The sequence below is a fragment of the Paraburkholderia sp. NPDC080076 genome, assembly GCF_050281145.1.
Lineage (GTDB): Bacteria > Pseudomonadota > Gammaproteobacteria > Burkholderiales > Burkholderiaceae > Paraburkholderia.
In genome coordinates this window covers 328086-349915 of sequence record NZ_JBNNWQ010000002.1, presented here as the reverse complement: position 1 = coordinate 349915, position 21830 = coordinate 328086, and the positions used below count along the sequence as shown (strand labels likewise).

Here is a 21830-nt window from a genome sequence, read left to right as displayed (position 1 = left end):
AACGCGCTCGCTACAATACGCGCACAACCACTCACGCAAGTTGCAGACCAGTTAGACATGCCAGAGTTGCCAGAAGTTGAGGTTACCCGACGGGGAATCGAACCGTATGTGTCCGGGCGCAAGGTTGAACGCGTCGATGTGCGCACGCCCGCATTGCGCTGGCCGATTCCGGCCGACCTTGCGAAAACCTTGCGCGGGCACGTCGTGCGCAAGGTCGAGCGGCGCGGCAAATATCTATTGTTCGAGATCGACGCGGGCTGGTTCATCGTGCATCTTGGCATGACTGGGACGCTACGGGTGCTACGCCATGTGCCGCATCCGCCGGCCGCGGCGAAACACGATCACATCGACTGGATTTTCGACGAGTTCATTTTGCGCTATCGCGACCCGCGGCGCTTCGGCGCGGTGCTGTGGCACCCGCGCGAAGCCGGCGACGTGCTCGAGCACCCCTTGCTCGCGAGCCTCGGCGTCGAACCGTTTTCGCCCGCGTTCTCCGGCGCGCTGATGCACCGGCTCACGCGGGGGCGCAAGGTCTCGGTGAAGCAGGCGCTGCTGGCCGGTGAAATCGTGGTCGGCGTGGGCAATATCTACGCGTCGGAGAGCCTGTTTCGCGCCGGCATCCGGCCGACCACCGCGGCGGGGCGCGTCTCGCTCGTGCGCTTCGAGTTGCTGGCGGACGCCGTGCGCGTGACGCTCGCCGCCGCCATCGAAAAGGGCGGCAGCACGTTGCGGGATTTCGTCGGCAGCAATGGCGAAAGCGGTTACTTCCAGCTCGACTATTTCGTCTATGATCGCGCCGGGCTGCCATGCCGTGTGTGTGGAACGCCGATCAAACAGATCGTGCAGGGGCAGCGTTCAACGTATTTCTGTCCCACCTGTCAGCGCTAAATCCCCAATGCCTTCTCGTTTAACTCCGCGTTCAACCCCGTCCGCCGCGCCTCGAGCGCCTGCTTTTCCGGTCATGTCTGATTTTTCCACGCGTCTGATCGCGTGGCAGCGTCAGCATGGCCGGCATGATTTGCCGTGGCAGAACACGCGCGATCCGTACCGCATCTGGTTGTCGGAAATCATGCTGCAGCAGACGCAGGTGTCGACGGTGATTCCGTATTACGCGAAATTTCTCGCGCGTTTTCCGACCGTTGCCGCGCTCGCCGCCGCGCCGTCTGACGACGTGATGGCGTTGTGGGCCGGCCTTGGCTACTACACGCGTGCCCGCAATCTGCATCGCTGCGCGCAAGTCGTGGTCGAGCAGCATGGCGGCGAGTTTCCGGCATCGGTCGAGGAGCTGGCGGAGCTGCCGGGCATCGGCCGTTCGACGGCGGCGGCGATCGCGTCTTTCGCGTTCGGCGCGCGCGCGACGATTCTTGACGGCAACGTGAAGCGCGTGCTGGCGCGCGTGTTCGGCGTGGAAGGTTTCCCGGGCGAAAAGAAAGTCGAAAACGCGATGTGGACGCTGGCGGAGTCGCTGCTTCCGTCGAACGCATCGGACGCCGAAGTCAGCGCGTACACACAAGGCTTGATGGATCTCGGCGCGACGCTGTGCGTGCGCGGCAAGCCCGACTGCCTGCGCTGCCCGTTCGCCGCCGACTGCGTCGCCAACGTGACCGGACGCCAGCGGTTGCTTCCCACGGCGCGTCCGAAGAAGACCGTGCCGACGCGCCGTACGTGGATGCTGGTGCTGCGCGACGGCAACGCGGTGATGCTGGAGAAGCGCCCGCCGTCCGGTATCTGGGGCGGCTTGTGGAGCTTGCCCGAAGCCGCCGATGAAGCCGCGCTCGCCGACCGCGCGCGCGCCTTCGGTGGCGACGGTGCGGTCTCGCCGCTTGCGCCGCTCACGCATGTGTTCACGCATTTCAAACTGGACATCGAGCCGCGGCTCGCGGAGCTGGATCGAGGCGTGGGCGCCTTGGCTGCGCTGGGCGACGCCGACACGGCGTGGGTCGCGCTCAGCGATCTCGATTCGTTCGGTGTGCCCGCGCCGGTGCGCAAGCTGCTGGAGAGTTTGCAGGGCTCGCTGATCTGATCAATCCGGCGGCCACGCGGCCGCCGTCACAGCAGCTGATGCTGCTGCATGTAGCGATGAACCACGTCGATCCGCGCGCCGGCGTCCAGCAACTCCATCAGTTTCTGGCGAGCACGCAGCGCAATCGGCAGCACTTCGGCAAGACGGTTCGACACCCATGACGGATCTTCGAGCCTGAACGGTTCCGCGAACGGCAGGCTTTCCGGATCGCGCTCGCGGATCGTCGCGATGATCCGTTCGAGCACCTCCGCGCATGCGCCGAACTTGGCCAGCTGCTCGTTGCCTTCGAGCGGCATATCCTCGCCGAGCGGCTCCGCCATGCCGACCAGCAAACCACTCGACTCGACGCGATGCGACAGCAGACGAAAACGCCGCGTGCCGCGTGCGCGAATCAGCAGCATGCCGAAGGCTTCGACATCGCACTCGTCGATTTCAGCGAGACAGCCGATTGCTTCGGGCACCGAAGGCTCTTCTTCGCGCGCCACTTCCGCACCGCTTTTCAGCAGGCACACGCCGAACGGCGTTTTTTCGCGCAGACAGTCGCGCGCCATGTCGAGGTAGCGCGCTTCGAAAATCTTCAGCGGCAGCAGTCCATCGGGAAACAGCACCGTATGCAGCGGAAACAGCGGCACATCGGCAAGCACAGTAGAAGAAGACATGGCGCAACGCTTCGAGTTGAGGCCGCGCGATGCGGCCGGTTAAGCCACTAACTTCGATGATTCGCCGGCTTCGACCGGCGCATCGCGGTGCCGCACAATGACATTCGCCGACGATGCGAGACGCGCGGCGAGCGTCTCCGCAATGAACACTGACCGGTGCTGGCCTCCCGTGCAACCGATCGCGACGGTCAGATAACTGCGGTTGTCGTCGCGGAAATGCGGGAGCCACTTGGCGAGAAAGTTCTCGATGTCGTCGATCATTTCATGCACGACCGGCAGCGCATCGAGAAAATCGATCACCGGTTTGTCGAGGCCCGTGAGCGGCCGCAATTCATGATCGTAGTACGGGTTCGGCAAGGTGCGGACGTCGAACACGAAATCCGCGTCGAGCGGCACACCGCGCTTGAAACCGAACGACTCGAACATCAGCACGAGTCCCGAATCTTTCTGCTCGATGAAACGCTTGACCCATGCGCGCAGCACATTCGCGCGCAGATTGCTGGTGTCGATCTGATGACCGAATTCGGCCAGACCCGCCACGAGTTCACGTTCGCGTTCGATCGCTTCGGCGAGCGAGGTGAGCAGGCCGACATCGGCGTCGTGCGAAGTGGAACCGGAGAGCGGATGGCGGCGGCGCGTTTCGGAGAAGCGTTGAATCAGCGACTGCGTGCTCGCGTTCAGGAACAGCACACGCACGTCGTGGGCGCGCGACAGGTCGCGGATCATGGCGGGCATTTCGTCGAGCGAGGCGCTCGAGCGCGCGTCGATAGCGACCGCGAGGCGGTCTTGCCCGTCCTCGGCGAGATAGGAGGCCAGTTGCGGCAGGAAACGCGGCGGCAGATTGTCGACGCAGTAATAGCCTGCGTCTTCAAGCGCGTTCAGGGCAACTGATTTGCCGGAGCCGGATATACCGGTGATCAGGATTATGCGCATGGAGTCGTCAAAACCGTACATTTCATCATAGCATCTGGTCTCCGTGCGTGTACCCGCGGCCTGCCGCCGGCTGCGGGCACCGCATTGTCTTGCGGCTCAGATCAGCTTGCCGGGGAACTGGCTGTCGGGGTCTTGCATCGCCAGGCGCTGGCGATCCATGAAGTCGCGCAGCGTGTCGATGCCGCGCAGTTGCAGGATCGTGTTGCGCACGGCGGCTTCGACCAGCACAGCGAGATTTCGGCCGGCAGCCACCTGAATCGTGACCTTGCTGATCGGCAGGCCAAGCACGTCGACGGTCTGGCTTTCCAGCGGCAGCCGCTGGAATTCGCCATCGGGACGGCGGACCAGTTGCACGATCAGCTTGAGCTTCATTTTCCGGCGCACCGCGGTTTCACCGAAAATCGTCTTGATATCGAGCAGGCCCAAGCCGCGCACTTCCAGCAGGTTTTGCAGCAGCGGCGGACAACGCCCTTCGACGAAGTCAGGACCGAGGCGCACGAAATCCACCGCGTCGTCGGCGACGAGACCGTGGCCGCGGCTGATCAGTTCCAGCCCGAGTTCACTCTTGCCGAGGCCCGAGTCGCCGGTGAGCAGCACGCCCATGCCGAGGATGTCGAGAAACACGCCGTGCAGCGTGGCGCGCGGCGCCAGAATGCGCGACATGTAGAGGCGCAGGCTGTCGATCACCGCGGCGGCGGACATCGGCGTGGTGAATAGCGGTGTGGACGAGCGCGTGCAGCGCAGGACCAGTTCCGGCGGCGCGGCGACGCCGCCCGCCACCACCAGAAACGGCGGTTCCAACGCGATTAGCTCGGCCATGTGGCGCGAGCGGTCTTCGTCGGTTTGGCGTTTGTAGTAGTCGATTTCGGCGTCGCCGAGCACCTGGATCCGGTTCGGGTGGATCAGGTTCAAGTGGCCGACGAGGTCGGCGCTCGACGTGGCATTGGCGACCGATTCCGAAGAAAAGCCGCGCTCCCAGCCTTCATGCCCCGTCAGCCAGCTGAGCTTCAGCATGGCGGCGTTGTCGTCGAAAATGCTTTGGGCGTTGATGCTGGACGTATCCATGAGTCAGTGACTCCAGTGTGGGCCGCTTGCCGGGCAAAGCAACGGCCGCGCTAGCGCGGGCCGCTTACCTTGCCAGACTGTATCCGCACGTGGGCGGATCACCGGCGTGCGGATAACCGCCGATGCATCAAGGTTGCCACTGAGTGAGCAGGCGATGCAATGATTCGCGGTCTTCTTCCGTATGCAGGCGCTCGCGGGCTTCGCGATCGGACAGCAACTGGGCGATTTCCGAAAGGATTTCGAGGTGCTGTTGAGTGGCCTGTTCGGGCACGAGCAGGAAGATGAGCAGCGAGACCGGCTGACCGTCGGGCGATTCGAAGGGGATGGGTTCGGCAAGACGGACGAACGCGGCGAGCGGTTGCTTCAAGCCTTTGATCCGGCCATGCGGAATCGCCACGCCTTCACCAAGGCCAGTCGATCCGAGGCGCTCGCGCGCGAACAGATTGTCAGTGACCGTGCTACGGGCGATGCCGTTCTGGTTCTCGAAGATCAGGCCCGCTTGCTCGAACACGCGTTTCTTGCTGGTGACCGATAGTCCGACGACGACGTTCTCGAGGGGAAGAAATTTGGCTAAACGATTCATGTTGACAGGCGGAAACGTGGCCTGGGTTCTCCTCGCTGGGGCGTTTGAGTGGCGTTCCATTCGTTTGATGCTCGCGGCGACGTGCGTGGGAGTCCGAAAGCGCAGGACTCCGGTCGACCGATTTCCGCTTGAGCTTACCTGACCCCGATGGTAACCGGAACATTATAGAACAGGGTAGCCACGGATGGTGCGGCGCGCCATCAATGCGTATTGAGTTCATTTGAAGCGCCGGCACTTGCTGCGACGCCGCGCGAAAAGCAGCGACCGGAAACAAAAAACCGCCCGGTTCCGGGCGGTTTCGCTGGTAAGAGAAAACGAAGGTCTATCGAAGAAAACCCTCTAATTTCCCCTATTGCGGCGGCACATCTAGTTGCGGCGCCGGTTGATACTTGATCGCCTCATGCGCATGGCCTTGCAGGCGGTCCTTATGGCGGATGACTTGCCGGTCAAGCTTGTCGATCATCAGATCGATCGCAGCGTACAGGTCGCTGTCACAGCTCTCGACAAAGATGTCCTTGCCCTTGAGATGCAGGTTGATTTCAACCTTTTGACGCTTTTCCTTTTCCTTGTGGTTGTCGACCGAGAGGACCACACTGCCGTCGATTACCTGATCGAAATGTCTTAGCACCCTATCCAGTTTGGTGATCACGTATTCGCGCAACGCAGGCGTTACTTCGAGGTGGTGTCCACTGATCTGCAGATTCATAGTGCTTCTCCAAGCTAATGGCCGCTTGGTCCGCACGATGACGAAGGTCCGGTCGATCTGTCGGCTTGCCTGAGTCGCCCCCCGGTGACTGACTTCTGGCAGGTCGCATCGGCCGGCCTTTCCGCCAACTGCGGAGCGGCCGGTAAATGCCCGCCACGGAAGGCGACGGGCTACAGAGACTTGCGCAGGTTGACTGCCGGGATCTTGAGCGCTTCGCGATACTTCGCAACGGTACGCCGTGCGACCACGAAGCCCTGTTCCGCCAGCAGTTCGGCTATGCGGCTGTCTGAAAGAGGAGATTTCGGGTTTTCCGCTCCTATCAGTTGCTTGATGAGCGCACGGATCGCCGTTGAGGACGCCGCGCCGCCCGTGTCAGTCGAAACGTGTGATCCGAAGAAGTACTTAAATTCAAGCGTCCCGAATGGGGTCAGCATGTATTTACCGGTTGTCACACGCGAGACAGTTGACTCGTGTAGGCCCAGCGTATCAGCAATTTCCCGCAAAACCAAGGGGCGCATGGCAATTTCGCCGTGGACAAAAAAGCTCTTCTGGCGTTCCACAATTGCCTGCGCCACGCGCAGAATCGTCTCGAAACGTTGCTGGATATTTTTGATCAGCCAGCGCGCTTCCTGCAGTTGCTGGCGCAACGAACCGCTGCCCGGATCGCCCCGGTTATTGCGCAGAATATTCGCGTACAGATGGTTAATCCGCAGCTTCGGCACCACTTCCGGGTTCAGTTCGGCCTGCCAGCCCTGTGCCGTTTTGCGCACCATGATGTCCGGCACGACGTAGTCCGCTTCGGCCTTGCCGTAGGCGGCGCCCGGAAACGGTTCGAGCGAGCGGATCAGCAGATGCGCATCGCGCAGATCGTCGTCGTTGGCCTTCAGATGCTTGCGCAGACGCGTGAAATCGCGCGCCGCGAGCAGTTCCAGATGGTGGGCGACGATGTCGAGGGCGAGCGTGCGCGTAGGCGATCCGTCGAGCCGCAACAATTGCAGCTTGAGACATTCCGACGCGGAGCGCGCGCCGACCCCGGCCGGGTCGAAGCTATGCAGCAGCGCCAGCGCGGCGTTCATTTCGTCGAGGTCGACTTCGAGCTCTTCGGGCAGATCGGCCAGCACTTCTTCGAGCGTGGCGGCCAGGTAGCCGTCGTCGTCGAGCGATTCGATCAGGAAAGTGATCAGCGCCCGGTCGCGCTGGCCCGCCTGGGTGACGCGCAATTGCGCCATCAGGTGGTCGCGCAGCGAGGTGCTCGATTCGTGGATTTGCAGCGGCGGCAGGTCGTCGTCGTCCGAGGCGTTGCCCGAGCGGCCGTAATCGTCGAGATTCCATTGCGACGCGTCGCCGTTACCGTCGCCGGCCATGCCGTTGTATTCGTCCACGCCCTGCGGCTCGCCGTTCTCGGCGCGCTCGTTGCTGCTGCTGGACGAGGACGACGTATTGCCGCCCATCTGGTCGGACGGTGCGGAAGAATTGGGCGCCTGGGCGATCAGCGAGCCGTCGGCCGCCACGCGCAACGGGCTCGCGATCCAGTCGTCCTCGTTTTCGAGGAGCGGATTTTGCGAGATCGCCATTGCGACTTCCTGCTGCAATTCGAGCGTAGACAACTGAAGCAGCCGGATGGACTGCTGCAGTTGCGGCGTCAGCGCAAGATGCTGCGATAGGCGGAGTTGGAGGCTGGCTTTCATGGCAAGTTGAGATTCATTGTAGAGAGTTTGCCACGACCGCGATACCTTGCGACATTCGCAATTACGCGCGCGCCTGTTTTAGGCGGCGATGGGCGCGAGACGGCCCAGGTCAAAAAACCGGGTGTGCAGTTGCCGCATAGGGGCCGGCGGGTGCGTGCTCGCACTGCCGGTAATCCCTCATGCGCTTACATGCGGAAATGCTCGCCCAGATAGACGCGCCGCACGCTTTCGTTTTCGATGATTTCGCTCGGCGCGCCGGCGGCCAGCACGCTGCCGTCGCTGATGATGTAGGCGTGATCGCAGATGCCGAGCGTTTCACGCACGTTGTGATCGGTGATCAGCACGCCGATATTGCGCTGCTTCAGAAATTTAACGATCTTCTGAATTTCCAGCACGGCGATCGGATCGACGCCGGCGAACGGTTCGTCGAGCAGAATAAAGCTCGGATTGGTGGCCAACGCCCGGGCGATTTCAACCCGGCGGCGCTCGCCGCCCGACAGCGACAGCGCCGGGTTTTCGCGCAAATGCGCAATCTGCAGTTCGTCGAGCAGGGCTTCCGTGCGGCTCGTGATGGTGTCCTTGCTGAGCCGCTTGCCGTTGTCTTCGTGCTGCAATTCCAGTACCGCACGAATGTTTTCTTCGACGCTGAGCTTGCGGAACACCGAAGCTTCCTGTGGCAGATACGACAAACCCAGCGAAGCGCGCTTGTGGATCGGCAGCAGGCTGATCGACTTGCCGTCCAGATCGATTTCACCCGCGTCGAGCGGCACGAGGCCGACGATCATATAGAACGAGGTGGTCTTGCCCGCGCCGTTGGGGCCGAGCAGACCGACCACTTCGCCGCTTTTCACGTCGAGCGACACGTCTTTGACGACCGTGCGCGAACCGTAACGCTTTTTCAGGTTGCGCACCGCCAGCGAACTGCTGGTGCCGGCCGGCTTGCGATTGGGGAGGGACGCTGAGGTGCTCACTGGTTCGGCGCTCCGGGAATCGTCGTGGACGGCGCGAGCGTGGCCGATGCGCCGTTCAGCGGCGCGGCGCCGCCGTTGCGCGGCGACAGCATGGCGCGCACGCGGCCAGTCGGGTTGCCCGGGCCGGCGACGTCCTTGCCTGCCTTCGCGGTGTAGAAGTCGTTCTGGCCGTCATACGTAATGACGCTGCCGTGCACCTGGTCCATCACCGTGGAGAGGCCTTGCAGGCGCTTCACGGTGGCGTTGGTGGTGAGCGTGGTCAGATCCTGCTTGCCGTCGTAGTCGATCCGGATGGCCGTGCCTTCGATGTATTCGTCGAGCCCTTCGCGTTTCTGGCGGAAATACGACAGATTGCCGCCGCTCGAGGTGCCGGTGGCGTACTGATAGCCTTGGGGGTCTTGCGTCACTTCGACACGGTCGGCCTTGATCACGATCGTGCCTTTGGTGGCGACCACATGGCCGGTAAAGATGTTGACCTGCTTGAGGTCGTCGTAAGTCATGTTGTCCGCTTCGATGTTCAGCGGCTTGTCCTTGTCGGCACGATCGGCGTGCGCGAGCGGCGCGAAGCCGGCGAGCGGCAACGCGACGATCAGCGCAGCGAGTCCGGCGCGGCACGCGGACAGGGTGCGCGTGCGGCCGGTATCAAAACGGGGGAACGATTCGTTCATGCAGTCACGCCTGGAATGGATTACCCGGGTTGCTTGGGCGAGCTGCCGCCTGCTTCGGACGGGGCGATGTTGCCTTTCACGTTACCGAACAGCTGCATCACCCGGGTGACGTTGTTGTAGTTCATGCCGCTGGCAGTCATCACCGACATGCCGCGCTGAAGTTTAACCGGCTTTTCTGTCTCGATCACATCGTCGTTGACCAGCACCCTAAAATGCTGCGAATCCGCCTGCATCTGCGGATCTCCGTAGCCGGGCGCCCGCACGATGCGCGCGTTGTCGTACAGATCGACGATCGACGCGTCGCCGTTCACCTTGCCGGTGTCGCCGGTTGCGGTGACGATCGGCTTGCCGGGCTGGAACGCGCGCATGGCCGGTTTGACCAGGTCGCTCAGCTCGTCGTCTTCGTAATGGATCAGCGACTGGGCGGTCAGCCGGTATTGCGTGGAGCCCGACTGATCGAGTTCGGAAACCGAGAAGTTGTCAGCGAAGTAGTCCGGCGTGTGCTCCTTGGGACGCACCACGCCTTCGTTCTGCCGGGGCAGGGTGGCTTGCAGCAGCCACCATGTGATACCGGCGAGCGCCGCCATGGCGACCAACGGAATCAGTGAAGTCAGGCGAAACTGATTCATCCGACGAGGCCCCGCTGTTCGCCGCTACAGGCGGCCGCGAGCAGCGCCTCGTACTTGTGCTGCGCGCGCAGCAGGGTGTCGCAGACTTCGCGCGCCGCGCCGTGGCCGCCGCGCGCCTCGCTGACCCAGTGGGCCCGCGCGATCACTTCAGGATGTGAATTGGCCGGCGCCGCCGCGAAGCCGACCTTCAGCATCACGCCGAGATCGACCCAGTCGTCGCCCATGTAGCCGCACTCTTCGGCCGTCATGCCGGTTTGCTGCAACAGGTCCGCGAACGCCTGAGGTTTGTCCTGCACGCCTTGATAGACGTGCGTGATGTTCATTTCCTTCGCCCGCGCCGCCACGATGCCCGACTTGCGCCCAGTGATGATCGCCGTTTCGATGCCGGCCTGGCGCAGCAGCTTCATGCCGTGGCCGTCCATCGAATTGAAGCCCTTCATCGTGTCGCCTTCCGCCGTGAACAGCAGACCGCCGTCGGTCAACACGCCGTCGACGTCGAAAATCATCAGCTTGACGCGGCTTGCGCGTTCGGTCGCGGTGGGAGGAGCGATGGCCATCAGATCACCTTCTTCGAGAACAGGTCGTGCATGTTGAGTGCGCCGATCAGCTTGCCTGCTTCGTCGACGACCAGCATCTGATTGATGCGGTAGCGCTCCATCAGTTCCACGGCTTCGACCGCGAGTTGATCCGGACCGATGGTGCGCGGGCCGGCCGTCATGACCGAGGCGATCGACAGTTCGCGGAAATCGCCGTCGCGTTCGAGCACGCGGCGCAGGTCGCCGTCGGTGAAGATGCCGGTCACGCGGTCGTCGTGATCGACGATCGCGGTCATGCCCATGCGCTTGGCGGTCAACTGGAACAGCGCGTCGCGCACGGTGGCGTCGGGCGTGACCTTCGGGACCTGGTCGCCGGTGCGCATCACGTCGCGTACATAAGTGAGCAGGCGCCGGCCGAGCGCGCCGCCCGGATGCGAGCGCGCGAAGTCGTCGCGGCCGAAGCCACGCGCGTCGAGCACCGCGACCGCGAGCGCGTCGCCGAGCGCGAGCGCGGCGGTGGTGCTGGCGGTCGGCGCAAGATTCATCGGGCAGGCTTCTTTCGACACACCGGAATTCAGGTGCACGTCGGCCAGTTGTGCGAGACTCGAAGACGGACGGCCCGTCATGGCGATCAGCTTCGCGCCGAGCCGCTTGATGAGCGGCAGGATCGCCACGAGTTCTTCGGTTTCACCGGAATTGGACAGCGCGAGGAACACGTCGTCGGCGGTGACCATGCCGAGGTCGCCATGACTGGCTTCCGCGGGATGCACGAAGAACGCCGGCGTGCCGGTGCTGGCGAGCGTGGCCGCGAGCTTGCGGGCCACATGGCCGGATTTGCCGATGCCGGAAACGACCACGCGCCCACGGCAACCCAGGATGAAGTCGACCGCCCCGACGAAACCATCGTCGAGTTGATCGCGAAGCGCGCGCACGGCGTCCGCTTCGATGTCGAGCACGTCGCGAGCGAGCGCGAGTGCCCGGTCGCCATTGATTTTCGCTATCATTCGCGAAGTATAGCAAAGGCGCTTGTTCGCCGCGCCGGGCCTGCTGTGCCAAGCCGCTGCCTCTATCGCTGCCTTTACCGGCCCCTCAACCTTGTCGCACGGCGTTTCGCGTGCGCGGTTCCGCTGACGAACGAGGACGCTTTGCCGATGCGTTTTTGCCGATGATTTCCCCCCTTGAAATGACGCTGTTCCTGCTGCTGGCATCAGTAGCGGGCGTGGTGGTCTTTCGCTTTCTGAATCTTCCGCCGATGCTCGGCTATCTGACGGTGGGCATCGTCGTCGGTCCGCATGCGTTCGGTCTGATTCCCGACTCGGCGGGCGCGCAGAACCTCGCCGAGTTCGGCGTAGTGTTCCTGATGTTTTCGATCGGGCTGGAGTTTTCGCTGGCCAAGCTGCGCTCCATGCGCCGGCTCGTGTTCGGCCTCGGCCTGTTGCAGGTGATCGGCACCATCGCAGTGGCGGTCACGCTCGGCTTCGTGCTGGAGCGCTGGGTGCACATCAGGTGGCAAGCGAGCGTGGCGCTGGGCGGCGCGCTTGCCATGTCGTCGACGGCGATCGTCAGCAAGATGCTGGCGGAGCGGCTCGAGATCGAGACCGAGCATGGCCGCAATATCTTCGGCGTGCTGCTGTTTCAGGATCTGGCGGTGGTGCCGCTGCTCATCGTCATCGCTGCGCTGGGCGGCAACTCCGAAGATCTCGTCAGCGCGCTTGGCGTGGCGGCCATCAAGATCGTCGTGGCTCTGTCGCTGCTCCTGATCGTGGGCCAGCGCTTCATGACGCGCTGGTTCAACGTGGTGGCGCGCCGCCGTTCGCAGGAACTGTTCATTCTCAATCTGTTGCTGGTGACGCTGGGTTGCGCGTTCATCACGGACAAGTTCGGTTTGTCGCTCGCGCTCGGCGCGTTCATCGCCGGTATGTTGATCGCCGAGACGCCGTACCGGCATCAGGTGGAAGAGGACATCAAGCCGTTTCGCGACGTGCTGCTCGGGCTCTTCTTCATCACCACCGGCATGCTGCTCAATCCGCGGGTGATCTGGGAGCATCCGCTGATCGTGCTCGGCTTTCTGATCGGGCCGATTCTGCTGAAGGCGGTCATGGTGACGGGCCTTTCGCGGCTGTTCGGTGCGTCGCCGGGCGTCGCGATGCGCACCGGTATCGGCCTCGCGCAAGCGGGCGAGTTCGGCTTCGTGCTGCTGAATCTGATTCTCGACAAGCATCTCGTCGACGCCACCATGCTGCAGGCGATTCTCGCGGCCATGCTGCTGTCGATGCTGGCCGCGCCGTTCATGATCCAGAACGCGGACCGGATCGTGCTGCGGCTGTCCTCGACTGAATGGATGATGCAGTCGTTGCAGATGACGCGTATAGCCACGCAGAGTCTCAAGCAAAGCGGCCACGTGATCATTTGCGGTTACGGTCGTGCAGGACAGAACCTGGCGCGCATGCTGGAGCACGAGGGCTTGTCGTACGTCGCGCTCGACCTGGATCCCGACCGTGTCGCGGCGGCCGCGGCGGCGGGCGAATCGGTCGTGTTCGGCGATGCAGGGCGGCGCGAGTCGCTGCTCGCCGCCGGTATCCATCGCGCGGCCACGATTGCGATCACGTATGCGAATACGCCGTCGGCATTGCGCGTGCTGCACAACATTCACGAACTGGAACCGACGCTGCCGGTGATCGTTCGTACCGTCGACGACGCCGATCTGGAAAAGCTGCTGGCCGCGGGCGCGACCGAGGTGATTCCGGAAATCGTCGAAGGCAGTCTGATGCTCGCCTCGCACACGCTCGTGGTGATGGGCGTGCCGATGCGGCGCGTGGTGCGCCGGGTCGAGGAAATGCGCGATGAACGCTACGCCCTTCTACGCGGCTATTTCCACGGCGCCGACGACGTGGACGACGACGACGGCCACGAACAGGTGCGGCTACAATCGGTGCCGGTCGACGAAAGCGCGGACGCGGTGGGCCGTACCCTCGCGGAACTCGGTCTGTTCGATCTGGGTGTCGAAGTGACGGCGATTCGCCGGCACGGTATTCGCGGCGTGGAGCCGGACCCGTCCACCAAGCTGCGCGCGAGCGACATCGTAGTGCTGCGCGGTCTGCCCGAACAGTTGGCGGAGGCCGAGGAACGGCTCTCGAAGCATCGGCGCGCGGGCGCCGCCGCGGCCTGACGCCTGCTCCTGGCAAGGTTCGCCTGCCGGGCCGCCGCTAGTTGAGTTTTTCATCGGACCTGTCGAGGTCCATCCGGAGACATCATGTCCAACGCGCTTGCGAGCGCGCCGCTCGATGCGGCCGATTACATCAAAAACCACATTCGCACGGTACCCGACTGGCCGCAGCCGGGCGTGCAGTTTCGCGATATCACGCCGCTCCTGCAGGAGCCGAAGTCGCTGCGCGTGCTGATCGATCTGTTCGTGCAACGGTATATCGACGCCAAGCTCGACTACATTGCCGGGCTGGACGCGCGCGGTTTCATCATCGGGCCGATTCTCGCGTACGAGCTGAACCTCGGCTTCATTCCGATCCGCAAGGCGGGCAAGCTGCCCTACAAGCGGGTCTCGCAATCGTATGAACTCGAATACGGCACCGCGACCGTCGAAATTCATGAGGATGCCTGCAAGCCGGGTGACCGCGTCGTGATCATCGACGATCTGATTGCGACGGGCGGCACGATGATGGCGGGCAAGATTCTGCTCGAGCGCCTCGGCGCGGTCGTGGTGGAAGGCGCGGCGATCATCGATCTGCCCGAACTAGGCGGCTCGAAGCTGCTGCGCGAGGGCGGCCTCGCACTCTATACGGTGACGGGATTCGACGGTCACTGATCAGTCGCAGCCAAGCCGCTATGAACTACTTTCCGGTCACAAGAAGGTAAGAACGATGCCCAACTTCCTGCTGTTTCTCGCCACCTCGATTGCTATCACCATGGCGCCCGGCCCGGACAATCTGCAAGTGCTCGCGCGCGGTATCTCGCAGGGCCGCGCGGCGGGGCTCGTCGCGGCGCTCGGTTTTGCAGCCGGCATCACGTTTCACACGACGTTGGCCGCGCTCGGCGTGGCCGCGTTGCTGCGCTCCTCGCCGGTTGCCTTTGAAGTCATCAAACTTGCCGGCGCCGCGTATCTGATCTGGATCGGCATCAAGGCACTGCGCAGCCAGGGTCTCGCGACCGCGCACGAACGCGCGCCGCAGCCGTTGATGGCGGTGTTTCGCCAGAGCGTGCTCGGCAATCTGCTGAATCCGAAGGTGACGTTGTTCTTCGTCGTATTCCTGCCGCAGTTCGTGCAGCCGCACGGCACGCAAAGCGTCACGCTGCAAATGCTCGAACTCGGCGTGCTGTTCATGTTGCAGACGGTGGTGGTGTTTTCGCTGTTCGGCGTGTGCGCGGGGATGATCGGCGGTTGGCTGAAGCGCCGGCCGCGCGTGGGCGTGTGGCTTGATCGCCTGGCCGGTGCCACGTTCATCGCAATCGGGATACGCGTCGCGTTGCGTGATTGATTGGATTGGGTCGATAAGACGCTCGGCGCTCATCGGCAGCGACCGCAGACAGTTAGCTTGGAGCTTTAAATGACTTTGCCTTGCATCACCGCCGCGCGCCGCTTCGACGTGCAGGCGCATGTGCCGTTCTGGATCGACGCCGAACAGGTCGGCTGGATCCGGACGAGCGATGTGCCGCTGCTCGCGCGCTGGCCCGATGTGTTCGCGATCGACCGCGCCCGTGTGACGCTCGCGCCCGCGTTCAATACCGTGGATTTACGCAGCGCGGCGCTCGGTTCCGTGATCGGCGCACTTGCCGCCGATGGCCGCATTCCGGGCTGGCGCAACGAGACCTACGCGATCCGTAATGCGTTCGACGCGCCGCCGCTTGCGTATATCGAACGCGCGGCGTCGCGCTTCTTCGGCACGATGACCTACGCGGTGCATCTGAACGGCGTCGTAGAATACGAGGATAGCGCCCCGCAATTGTGGATCGCGCGCCGCAGCGACACCAAGGCGACCGACCCGGGCATGCTCGACAATGTGGTCGCGGGCGGCATCGGCTGGGGCTTCGGCGTCGAGGCAACGATCATCAAGGAATGCTGGGAAGAAGCCGGCATTCCCGAGGAGATCGCCGCGCGCTCTGTGGCGGGCCGCACCGCGCATGTGCTGCAATCGTTGCCGGAAGGCACGCAGGCCGAACAGATTTTCATCTACGACCTCGCGCTGCCGGCCGATTTCGCGCCGCGCAATCAGGACGGCGAAGTGGGTGAACACCGGCTCGCGCGCATCGACGAAGCGGCGCGCTGGATCGAGGAGGGCGCGATGACCGTCGACGCGAGCCTGGCCACGCTGGATTGCCTGCTGCGCCGCCGCTGGATCGATGAAGACGCGTGCGCCGGCATCGAGGCCTTGTTCGTGCCACCGGTATTCGCCTGAGCGCCGCATCGGTGCGCGCGCAACGACCATGCCGAAACACGCTTCACCGAACCAGACATACCGAACAAACCACGCATTGAAGAAGGGAGTCACCCAGGTCATGTCGACCGATCACAGCTTTATCCTCAAACTGTCGTGCGCCGACCGGCCCGGCATCGTTCACGCCGTGTCGGGCTTTCTATTCGAGCGTGGCAGCAACATTCTCGACTCCGCGCAGTTCGGCGACAGCCGCACCGGCGAGTTCTTCATGCGCGTGCATTTCCAGCAGGTGGGCGGCGATCCGGGTCTGGAGGCGCTGCGCACGTCGTTCTCGGCGCTCGCCGAGCAGTTCGGCATGCGCTGGGAGTTGCACGATGCGTCGGTGAAGCCGCGCGTGGTGATCATGGTGTCGAAGATCGGCCATTGCCTGAACGATCTGCTGTTCCGCTACCGCACCGGCCAGCTGGGTATCGAGATTCCGGCGATCATCTCGAACCACAAGGAGTTCTACCAACTCGCCGCCAGCTACGACATTCCGTTCCATCATTTCCCGCTGCTGGGCGCCACGCCCGACGCGAAAGCCGCGCAGGAAGCGCGCGTGCTCGAAGTGATCGACGAACATCAGGCCGACCTGGTGGTGCTCGCGCGCTACATGCAGATTCTGTCGCCGAAGCTGTGCGAAGCGCTGGCTGGCCGCGCGATCAACATTCACCACTCGTTCCTGCCGAGCTTCAAGGGCGCGAAGCCGTATTACCAGGCGTTCGACCGCGGCGTGAAGCTGATCGGCGCGACCGCCCATTACGTGACGACGGATCTCGACGAAGGTCCGATCATCGAACAGGAAGTGGAGCGCGTGGACCACAGCATGACGCCGGAGCAGCTCACGGCGATCGGCCGCGATGTCGAGTGCGTGACGCTGGCGCGTGCGGTGAAGTGGCACGTGGAGCATCGCGTCGTGTTGAACGGCAGCAAGACGGTGGTGTTTCGCTAAGAGCCGTTGCTTGCAGGCTTGCGCAGTAGAGGGCGGTGGCCGGATGATCCCGGCGCCGCCTTTTTGTTTATTTGAGTCTATGAGCGCGCTGCGGACTGGCCCGCGTCGCGCGCCACATTGGCGTTTTGCGCCGAACGGCGGCGCGCGTTCAGCTTCTTCAGCCAGATCAGCAGCCCCGTGGCGCTCAGCACGGCGACCGCGACGCCGACTGCGCTGATCAGAATCCGTCCGCCGAGACCGAGGATGCGTCCCGAGTGCAGAGGGAATTGCACCTGCACGAAGATGTCGCCCGCCGTGCCCTTGCCGGGAATCTGCGCGCCGAGTTGCTTGCCGGTGGCCGCGTCCCAATACATCCACGGATTGCCGAGGCCGAGATCGCCGTGATCATTGCCGGTCGCGTAGAAACCGACGCCGTACGCATGCAGGAATTCCGCGTAGTAGATGCCGCCTGGCGCGACGCTGAGGTTTTGCGCCTTGCCGGCCTGCTCGGCCAGTTGCACGATGCGCTCGCGGCTCAATACTTTGTCGCCGGGTTGCGCGGCGCGCAGGATTTCAGGGTTGTTGATCGGATCCGGCGTGAGCTTCGAGAACAACGACACGATTGGGCGCACCACTGGCGCTGACAGATTCATCGACACCGACGTCAGCGCGACGATCATCAGCAAGCCCCAGATCCACACGCCGCCCGAGCGGTGCAAATCGAAAGTGAGCGCATAGCCGCCCCGCCCGAGGCGGAACGCGAACGACTTGCGCCACGCCTTGACGCTCGGAAACGAGAGCCACAGCGCGATCACGCTGTCGAACAGCCAGATGATGCCGACGATCCCCATCAACCACGTGCCGATATCGACGCCGCCCGTAAACGGCAGTTGCAGCGTGTAGTGGAGCTTGTAGATGAACGGGATCAGATTGAGCCGCGCGAGCGAGACGACGCCCCATTCGCGGCGTCCCTGGATCTCGCCGGTGGCGGGATCGACGGCGATCTGATTGAAATCGAGCGAGTAGGGCTTCTGCGTGGCCGGGTTGGTCCGCGGCAGCACCATCATTTGCAGCGTATGGCCAGGCTCGGCCGCCAGCGGCAGATACGTCACCTGGAGACGCGGATCGGCGGCTTCCACGCGGCGCGCCAACTCGAGGCCCGACAGTGCCGGGCCGGCGGTGCGGGCTTTGAAGAAAGATGGATTCAGCGCCGCATCGAGCTCATGGTCCCACGCGATGATCGCGCCAGTCAGACCGGCGACGAACAGAAACAGCGCCGTGGCGACACCGAACCAGCGATGCAGACGGACGAACTGGCGCCTCATGGGCGAGCCGTCGCGACGGAGCAGGACTTCGAAAGGGGTGTCACGACAGAGGCTTGGTGCAAATGGGAATTGTTCGCATCTTAAGGAATCATGCCACGCGCTGCAAGTTTGTCGTAAATGTGGCGTGGCTCGACAACAGCCGCCTGCTTGCGCGCGGCCCTGAGAGCACCATTCAGTAGGGGTTTCAGCCAACATGGCTGCAGCCTGTGCGACAAAATGTCGCATATTGAAGCTTACAATTAGCATAAATCTTCGGCATCATCGCGACCTTGTCGAATGGGAATCATTCTCATTTGGTGGGGAAAAACAAAAACTGCGGAATCAGGCGATGAGCGTAAGAAACGGGGTAGAAGAGCCGAAGAAAAAACTGACGATGCGGCCGCTGCATTTGACGGTGTGTCTGGCGCTGGCAATCAGCCACGCGGCATGGGCACAGCAGGCGTCGGGCACGGCAGCGTCCACGGATAACGGCGAAAAAGCGCTGCCGGCCGTCAAGGTCACGGCGGCGCAAGACACCGAGCAGCATCTGAAGGAAGACGTGAGCAGCGGCGCGCTCGGCACACGATCGCAACTCGACACGCCGTTCTCGACCACCGTGGTCACGAGTGAAGAGCTGCAGGATCGCCAGCCAACCAAGCTCGGCGATGTATTCGCCACCGATGCCTCCGTCTCCGACAACGGCAACGCCTACAACGCATGGGCCACGTATCTGACGGTGCGCGGCATGCAGCTCGACTGGCAGTCGGGCTTCAAGATCGACGGCATGCCGTTTAACAGCTACGGCGTCACGATGCCGTACGAGCAACTCGAGAAAGTGGAATTGCTCAAGGGGCTGACCGGTTTCATGTACGGCTTCGGCGCGCCGGGCGGCGTGGTCAACTACGTGACGAAAAAGCCGCCGGTCTCGACGACGCCCGTGCGCAGCGTCGACATCGGCTATTACACCGACGGCGTATGGACCGAGCATGCGGATCTCGGCGGCCGGGTCGGTCCGAACGGCATGTTCGGCTATCGCCTGAACGCCACGCACGAGGAAGGCAAGACTTATAACGACGGCAACGTGCGGCGCGACTCGGTGTCGGTCGCGCTCGATGCACGCATCACGCGCGACCTCAAGGCCACGTTCGGCGCGCTGTATCAGGAGCGCCATTCGAGCGGTATCACCGGCGCGATCTCGACGGCGGAATATCCGGGCACCGTCTTGCCGCATACGATGAGCGGCGGCACCAGCAACCTCTCCGGTCCCGACCAGCATCTGAACACGAACGTCCAGCTCTATACCGCGGGCGTGCAGTACAACCTGAGCCCGGACTGGACGCTGAACGCGACCTACAGCTACAGCAAAAGCTCGCGCGATCGCAACGAAAGCACCTATTACCTGCAGAACAGCGCCGGCGATTACACCGACAGCCGCTTCGCCGGCAAGGAAGGGCATCAGTTGAGCTTGTGGCAGGTGTCGGCGGAAGGCAGCGTGAAGACGGGGCCGTTGCAGCACCAGCTCGTGATCGGCGCGGCGTATCAGCGTCAAACGAACGACTACGGCGCGAACAGCTTCTTCGGCCAGATCGGCACCGGCAACCTCTACCAGCCGAACACCAATACGTTCTACAGCGCGTCGAACTACTACACCTACCGCGACAGCGACATTACGCAAAAAGCGTTGTTTGCGAACGATACGATCCAGTTGACGCAGCGCTGGTCGGTACTCGGCGGCGTGCGCTACACGAATTACGAGCAGCATGGCTACTCGACCACCGGTGCGACCACCTCGACCTATAGCCAGAACGGCGTCGTGACGCCGACGGTGGCGCTGATGTTCAAGCTCGCGCCGACCACGACGCTCTACACGAGCTACGTTGAGTCGCTGGAAGCGGGCACCGTGGTCGGCGACACCTACGCGAACCGCGGCGAACTCCTCAAGCCGTTGCGCAGCAAGCAATACGAAGTCGGGATCAAGAGCGAGCATGAGCGCTGGAGCGCGACGGCCGCGCTGTTCCGGATCGAGCGCGGCTCGGCCTACGCGAATAGCGCTAACGTCTACACGCAGGACGGCGAGTCGATCTTCCAGGGCGTGGAGTTCGGCGGCGACGTGCGCCTCGGCACGAGCTGGAACGTCGGCGGCGATCTCATGTGGATCAACACGAAGTACGAGAAGGGCTCGGCCAATAACGGCAATCGCGTGGCCGGCGCGCCGCAGTTCGTGGTAGCGGGCCATGCGACGTACTCGGTGCCGTATGTGCCGGGGCTGCGCATCGGCGCCGACGCGAAGTTCACGGGCAACACCAACGTGCGCCCGTCCGGCAATCTGGATACGCCGGGCTACATGCTGGTCAATCTCGGCGCGAGCTATGCGACGCGCATAGGCGGCTACGATGTGACGTTCCGCGCGGCGATCGACAACCTGCTCAATCGCCGCTACTGGGAGTACCAATACGCGGACTATGTGACGCCGGGTGACCCGCGCACGTTGTCACTGAATGCGCGCATCGACTTCTGAGCATGAAAAAAGCGGCACCGAAAGTGCCGCTTTTTCTTATCCGCCGACCCGCGTTCCAGACCGCTCGCCGCAGCCTCAAACCAACCGCAAGTAAATCAGTTCGCGCTTGATGTACGCATAAAAAATCGGCGCCGCGATCACGCCGGGAAGACCGAACGCGGCCTCCATGATGAGCATGGCGATCAGCAATTCCCACGCGCGCGCCTCGATCTGTCCGCCGACGATACGCGCGTTCAGGAAGTACTCGAGCTTGTGAATCAGGATCAGGAACACGAGCGACATGACCGCCGCCGGAAAGCTCACCGAGAGCGCCACCGCCACGATGATCGTGTTCGAGATCAGATTGCCGATCACCGGCAGCAAGCCGACGATAAACGTGACCAGCACCAGCGTCTTCGACAACGGCAGTGTGTCGTGGAAGATCGGCAGGATCACCAGCAGGAAGATGCCCGTGAAGACCGCATTGATCGCGGAAATCTTCACCTGGGCGAACACGATGCGGCGAAACGCATCGGCGAAACGTGTCACGCGTGTGACGAACGCCGTGGACAGCGGCAGCCGTTGCATATGCTTCTGCGCGCCGACCGCGATGATCGCGCCGATGATCATGCCGATCAGGATATGCGTGAACGCGCGCGCCGCGGTCTTGCCGCTTTGCTGCAGCATGTTGGCGTGCGTCTGCATCAGCTCCGCCGCCTTGGTCTTCATCTGTTCGGTGTCGACCGGCAGATAGTTGGCGACAAATTGAGGAATCCGGCCGCGCGCCTGGTCGATCAGCTGCATGGCCTGGTCGAGCAGCTTCTGCACGCTCGGCACGTCGTTCTCGAAATGCTCGATGATGCCGAGCGTGAGCCCCGTCAGCGCGCCCACGATCACCGTGGCCAGGATCACCACCGCGAGCCAGCGCGCCCGCTTGCTCGACATGTGGCGCTCGATGCGCGGCGCGATCGTGTGGACCAGTTGGAACACCAGCAGCCCGGCGAGCAACGCGCCGAGCAGACGAAGTTCGATGACCGCCCACATGCCGAACAGCATCACGATATAACTGCCGATTTCGACCGCCGACAGCTTCGGCAGGCTCATGTCGCTCGTCAGCCTGACCGGGCGTGGGCGTAGGTCCTGCACTTGCCCGTCGTCGCGCGCCTGATTCCGCTTGGCCATGGCTTATTCCGTCTCCAACCTGAGTTGTG

21 protein-coding genes are annotated in these 21830 nt (G+C 63.2%); 8 read left to right on the top strand and 13 right to left on the bottom strand.

What is annotated here, in order from left to right:
- Positions 1-57: 57 nt before the first annotated feature.
- Positions 58-888, top strand: coding sequence for a bifunctional DNA-formamidopyrimidine glycosylase/DNA-(apurinic or apyrimidinic site) lyase (gene mutM / locus ACQKRQ_RS08915; RefSeq protein WP_427476432.1), 831 nt, complete (start codon positions 58-60; stop codon positions 886-888).
- A 7-nt stretch (positions 889-895) separates the two neighbouring features.
- Positions 896-2023 (top strand): A/G-specific adenine glycosylase, encoded by a 1128-nt coding sequence (mutY, locus tag ACQKRQ_RS08910; RefSeq protein ID WP_427476431.1) that lies wholly within the window; start codon positions 896-898, stop codon positions 2021-2023.
- 26 nt (positions 2024-2049) lie between these two features.
- On the opposite strand, the gene ACQKRQ_RS08905 is transcribed toward mutY, so the two are convergent.
- From ACQKRQ_RS08905 to kdsD, 11 genes are all read right to left on the bottom strand, one after another.
- On the bottom strand, positions 2050-2682 hold the full coding sequence (locus ACQKRQ_RS08905) for an LON peptidase substrate-binding domain-containing protein (protein WP_132376120.1): 633 nt from the start codon (positions 2680-2682) through the stop codon (positions 2050-2052).
- 39 nt (positions 2683-2721) lie between these two features.
- The gene (gene rapZ / locus ACQKRQ_RS08900) at positions 2722-3615 is read right to left on the bottom strand and encodes an RNase adapter RapZ (RefSeq protein WP_132376119.1); all 894 of its coding nucleotides are present in this window, start codon (positions 3613-3615) and stop codon (positions 2722-2724) included.
- A gap of 96 nt (positions 3616-3711) precedes the next feature.
- Positions 3712-4680: an HPr(Ser) kinase/phosphatase gene (hprK, locus tag ACQKRQ_RS08895; protein WP_012431656.1), complete on the bottom strand. Its 969-nt coding sequence runs from the start codon at positions 4678-4680 to the stop codon at positions 3712-3714.
- A 127-nt stretch (positions 4681-4807) separates the two neighbouring features.
- Positions 4808-5323 (bottom strand): PTS sugar transporter subunit IIA, encoded by a 516-nt coding sequence (locus ACQKRQ_RS08890; protein ID WP_132376118.1) that lies wholly within the window; start codon positions 5321-5323, stop codon positions 4808-4810.
- Positions 5324-5612: 289 nt separating this feature from the next.
- The gene (hpf, locus tag ACQKRQ_RS08885) at positions 5613-5969 is read right to left on the bottom strand and encodes a ribosome hibernation-promoting factor, HPF/YfiA family (protein WP_106282113.1); all 357 of its coding nucleotides are present in this window, start codon (positions 5967-5969) and stop codon (positions 5613-5615) included.
- Positions 5970-6139: 170 nt separating this feature from the next.
- Positions 6140-7657, bottom strand: a complete 1518-nt coding sequence (locus ACQKRQ_RS08880) for an RNA polymerase factor sigma-54 (protein WP_427476428.1) — start codon at positions 7655-7657, stop codon at positions 6140-6142.
- 185 nt (positions 7658-7842) lie between these two features.
- Entirely contained in the window at positions 7843-8628 is a 786-nt protein-coding gene (gene lptB / locus ACQKRQ_RS08875) for an LPS export ABC transporter ATP-binding protein (RefSeq protein WP_132376116.1), read from the bottom strand.
- Complete coding sequence (lptA, locus tag ACQKRQ_RS08870) at positions 8625-9296, bottom strand: lipopolysaccharide transport periplasmic protein LptA (RefSeq protein WP_132376115.1); 672 nt, start codon at positions 9294-9296, stop codon at positions 8625-8627. Before lptA ends, lptB begins: the two co-directional genes overlap by 4 nt.
- A 20-nt stretch (positions 9297-9316) precedes the next feature.
- On the bottom strand, positions 9317-9925 hold the full coding sequence (gene lptC / locus ACQKRQ_RS08865) for an LPS export ABC transporter periplasmic protein LptC (protein ID WP_012431662.1): 609 nt from the start codon (positions 9923-9925) through the stop codon (positions 9317-9319).
- The gene (locus ACQKRQ_RS08860) at positions 9922-10482 is read right to left on the bottom strand and encodes a KdsC family phosphatase (protein WP_132376114.1); all 561 of its coding nucleotides are present in this window, start codon (positions 10480-10482) and stop codon (positions 9922-9924) included. Before ACQKRQ_RS08860 ends, lptC begins: the two co-directional genes overlap by 4 nt.
- The gene (kdsD, locus tag ACQKRQ_RS08855; RefSeq protein ID WP_132376113.1) at positions 10482-11465 is read right to left on the bottom strand and encodes an arabinose 5-phosphate isomerase KdsD; all 984 of its coding nucleotides are present in this window, start codon (positions 11463-11465) and stop codon (positions 10482-10484) included. The genes ACQKRQ_RS08860 and kdsD overlap by 1 nt, the downstream gene beginning before the upstream one ends.
- A 161-nt stretch (positions 11466-11626) precedes the next feature.
- On the opposite strand from kdsD, the gene ACQKRQ_RS08850 reads away from it, so the two are divergent.
- The 5 genes from ACQKRQ_RS08850 to purU all read left to right on the top strand — a co-directional run bounded on the left by ACQKRQ_RS08850 (position 11627) and on the right by purU (position 16839).
- Positions 11627-13630: a monovalent cation:proton antiporter family protein gene (locus tag ACQKRQ_RS08850; protein WP_132376112.1), complete on the top strand. Its 2004-nt coding sequence runs from the start codon at positions 11627-11629 to the stop codon at positions 13628-13630.
- 84 nt (positions 13631-13714) lie between these two features.
- A complete protein-coding gene (locus tag ACQKRQ_RS08845) occupies positions 13715-14281 on the top strand; it encodes an adenine phosphoribosyltransferase (RefSeq protein WP_132376111.1) in 567 nt (188 codons plus the stop codon).
- Between the two features lie 55 nt (positions 14282-14336).
- Positions 14337-14951: a LysE family translocator gene (locus ACQKRQ_RS08840; protein ID WP_106282098.1), complete on the top strand. Its 615-nt coding sequence runs from the start codon at positions 14337-14339 to the stop codon at positions 14949-14951.
- Between the two features lie 69 nt (positions 14952-15020).
- Positions 15021-15869 carry an NUDIX hydrolase gene (locus tag ACQKRQ_RS08835; protein WP_427476424.1) on the top strand — a complete coding sequence of 283 codons (849 nt, stop codon included), beginning with the start codon at positions 15021-15023 and terminating at the stop codon, positions 15867-15869.
- A gap of 100 nt (positions 15870-15969) precedes the next feature.
- Positions 15970-16839, top strand: coding sequence for a formyltetrahydrofolate deformylase (gene purU, locus ACQKRQ_RS08830; RefSeq protein ID WP_408231725.1), 870 nt, complete (start codon positions 15970-15972; stop codon positions 16837-16839).
- A 77-nt stretch (positions 16840-16916) separates the two neighbouring features.
- Here the strand turns inward: purU and ACQKRQ_RS08825 are convergent, their stop codons facing one another.
- A complete protein-coding gene (locus tag ACQKRQ_RS08825) occupies positions 16917-18143 on the bottom strand; it encodes a PepSY-associated TM helix domain-containing protein (RefSeq protein ID WP_427476422.1) in 1227 nt (408 codons plus the stop codon).
- A 328-nt stretch (positions 18144-18471) separates the two neighbouring features.
- On the opposite strand from ACQKRQ_RS08825, the gene ACQKRQ_RS08820 reads away from it, so the two are divergent.
- Positions 18472-20640: a TonB-dependent siderophore receptor gene (locus tag ACQKRQ_RS08820; protein ID WP_427476420.1), complete on the top strand. Its 2169-nt coding sequence runs from the start codon at positions 18472-18474 to the stop codon at positions 20638-20640.
- A 75-nt stretch (positions 20641-20715) separates the two neighbouring features.
- Here ACQKRQ_RS08820 and ACQKRQ_RS08815 read toward each other — a convergent pair whose 3' ends face one another.
- Positions 20716-21801 carry an AI-2E family transporter gene (locus tag ACQKRQ_RS08815; RefSeq protein WP_132376105.1) on the bottom strand — a complete coding sequence of 362 codons (1086 nt, stop codon included), beginning with the start codon at positions 21799-21801 and terminating at the stop codon, positions 20716-20718.
- Positions 21802-21830 lie beyond the last annotated feature (29 nt).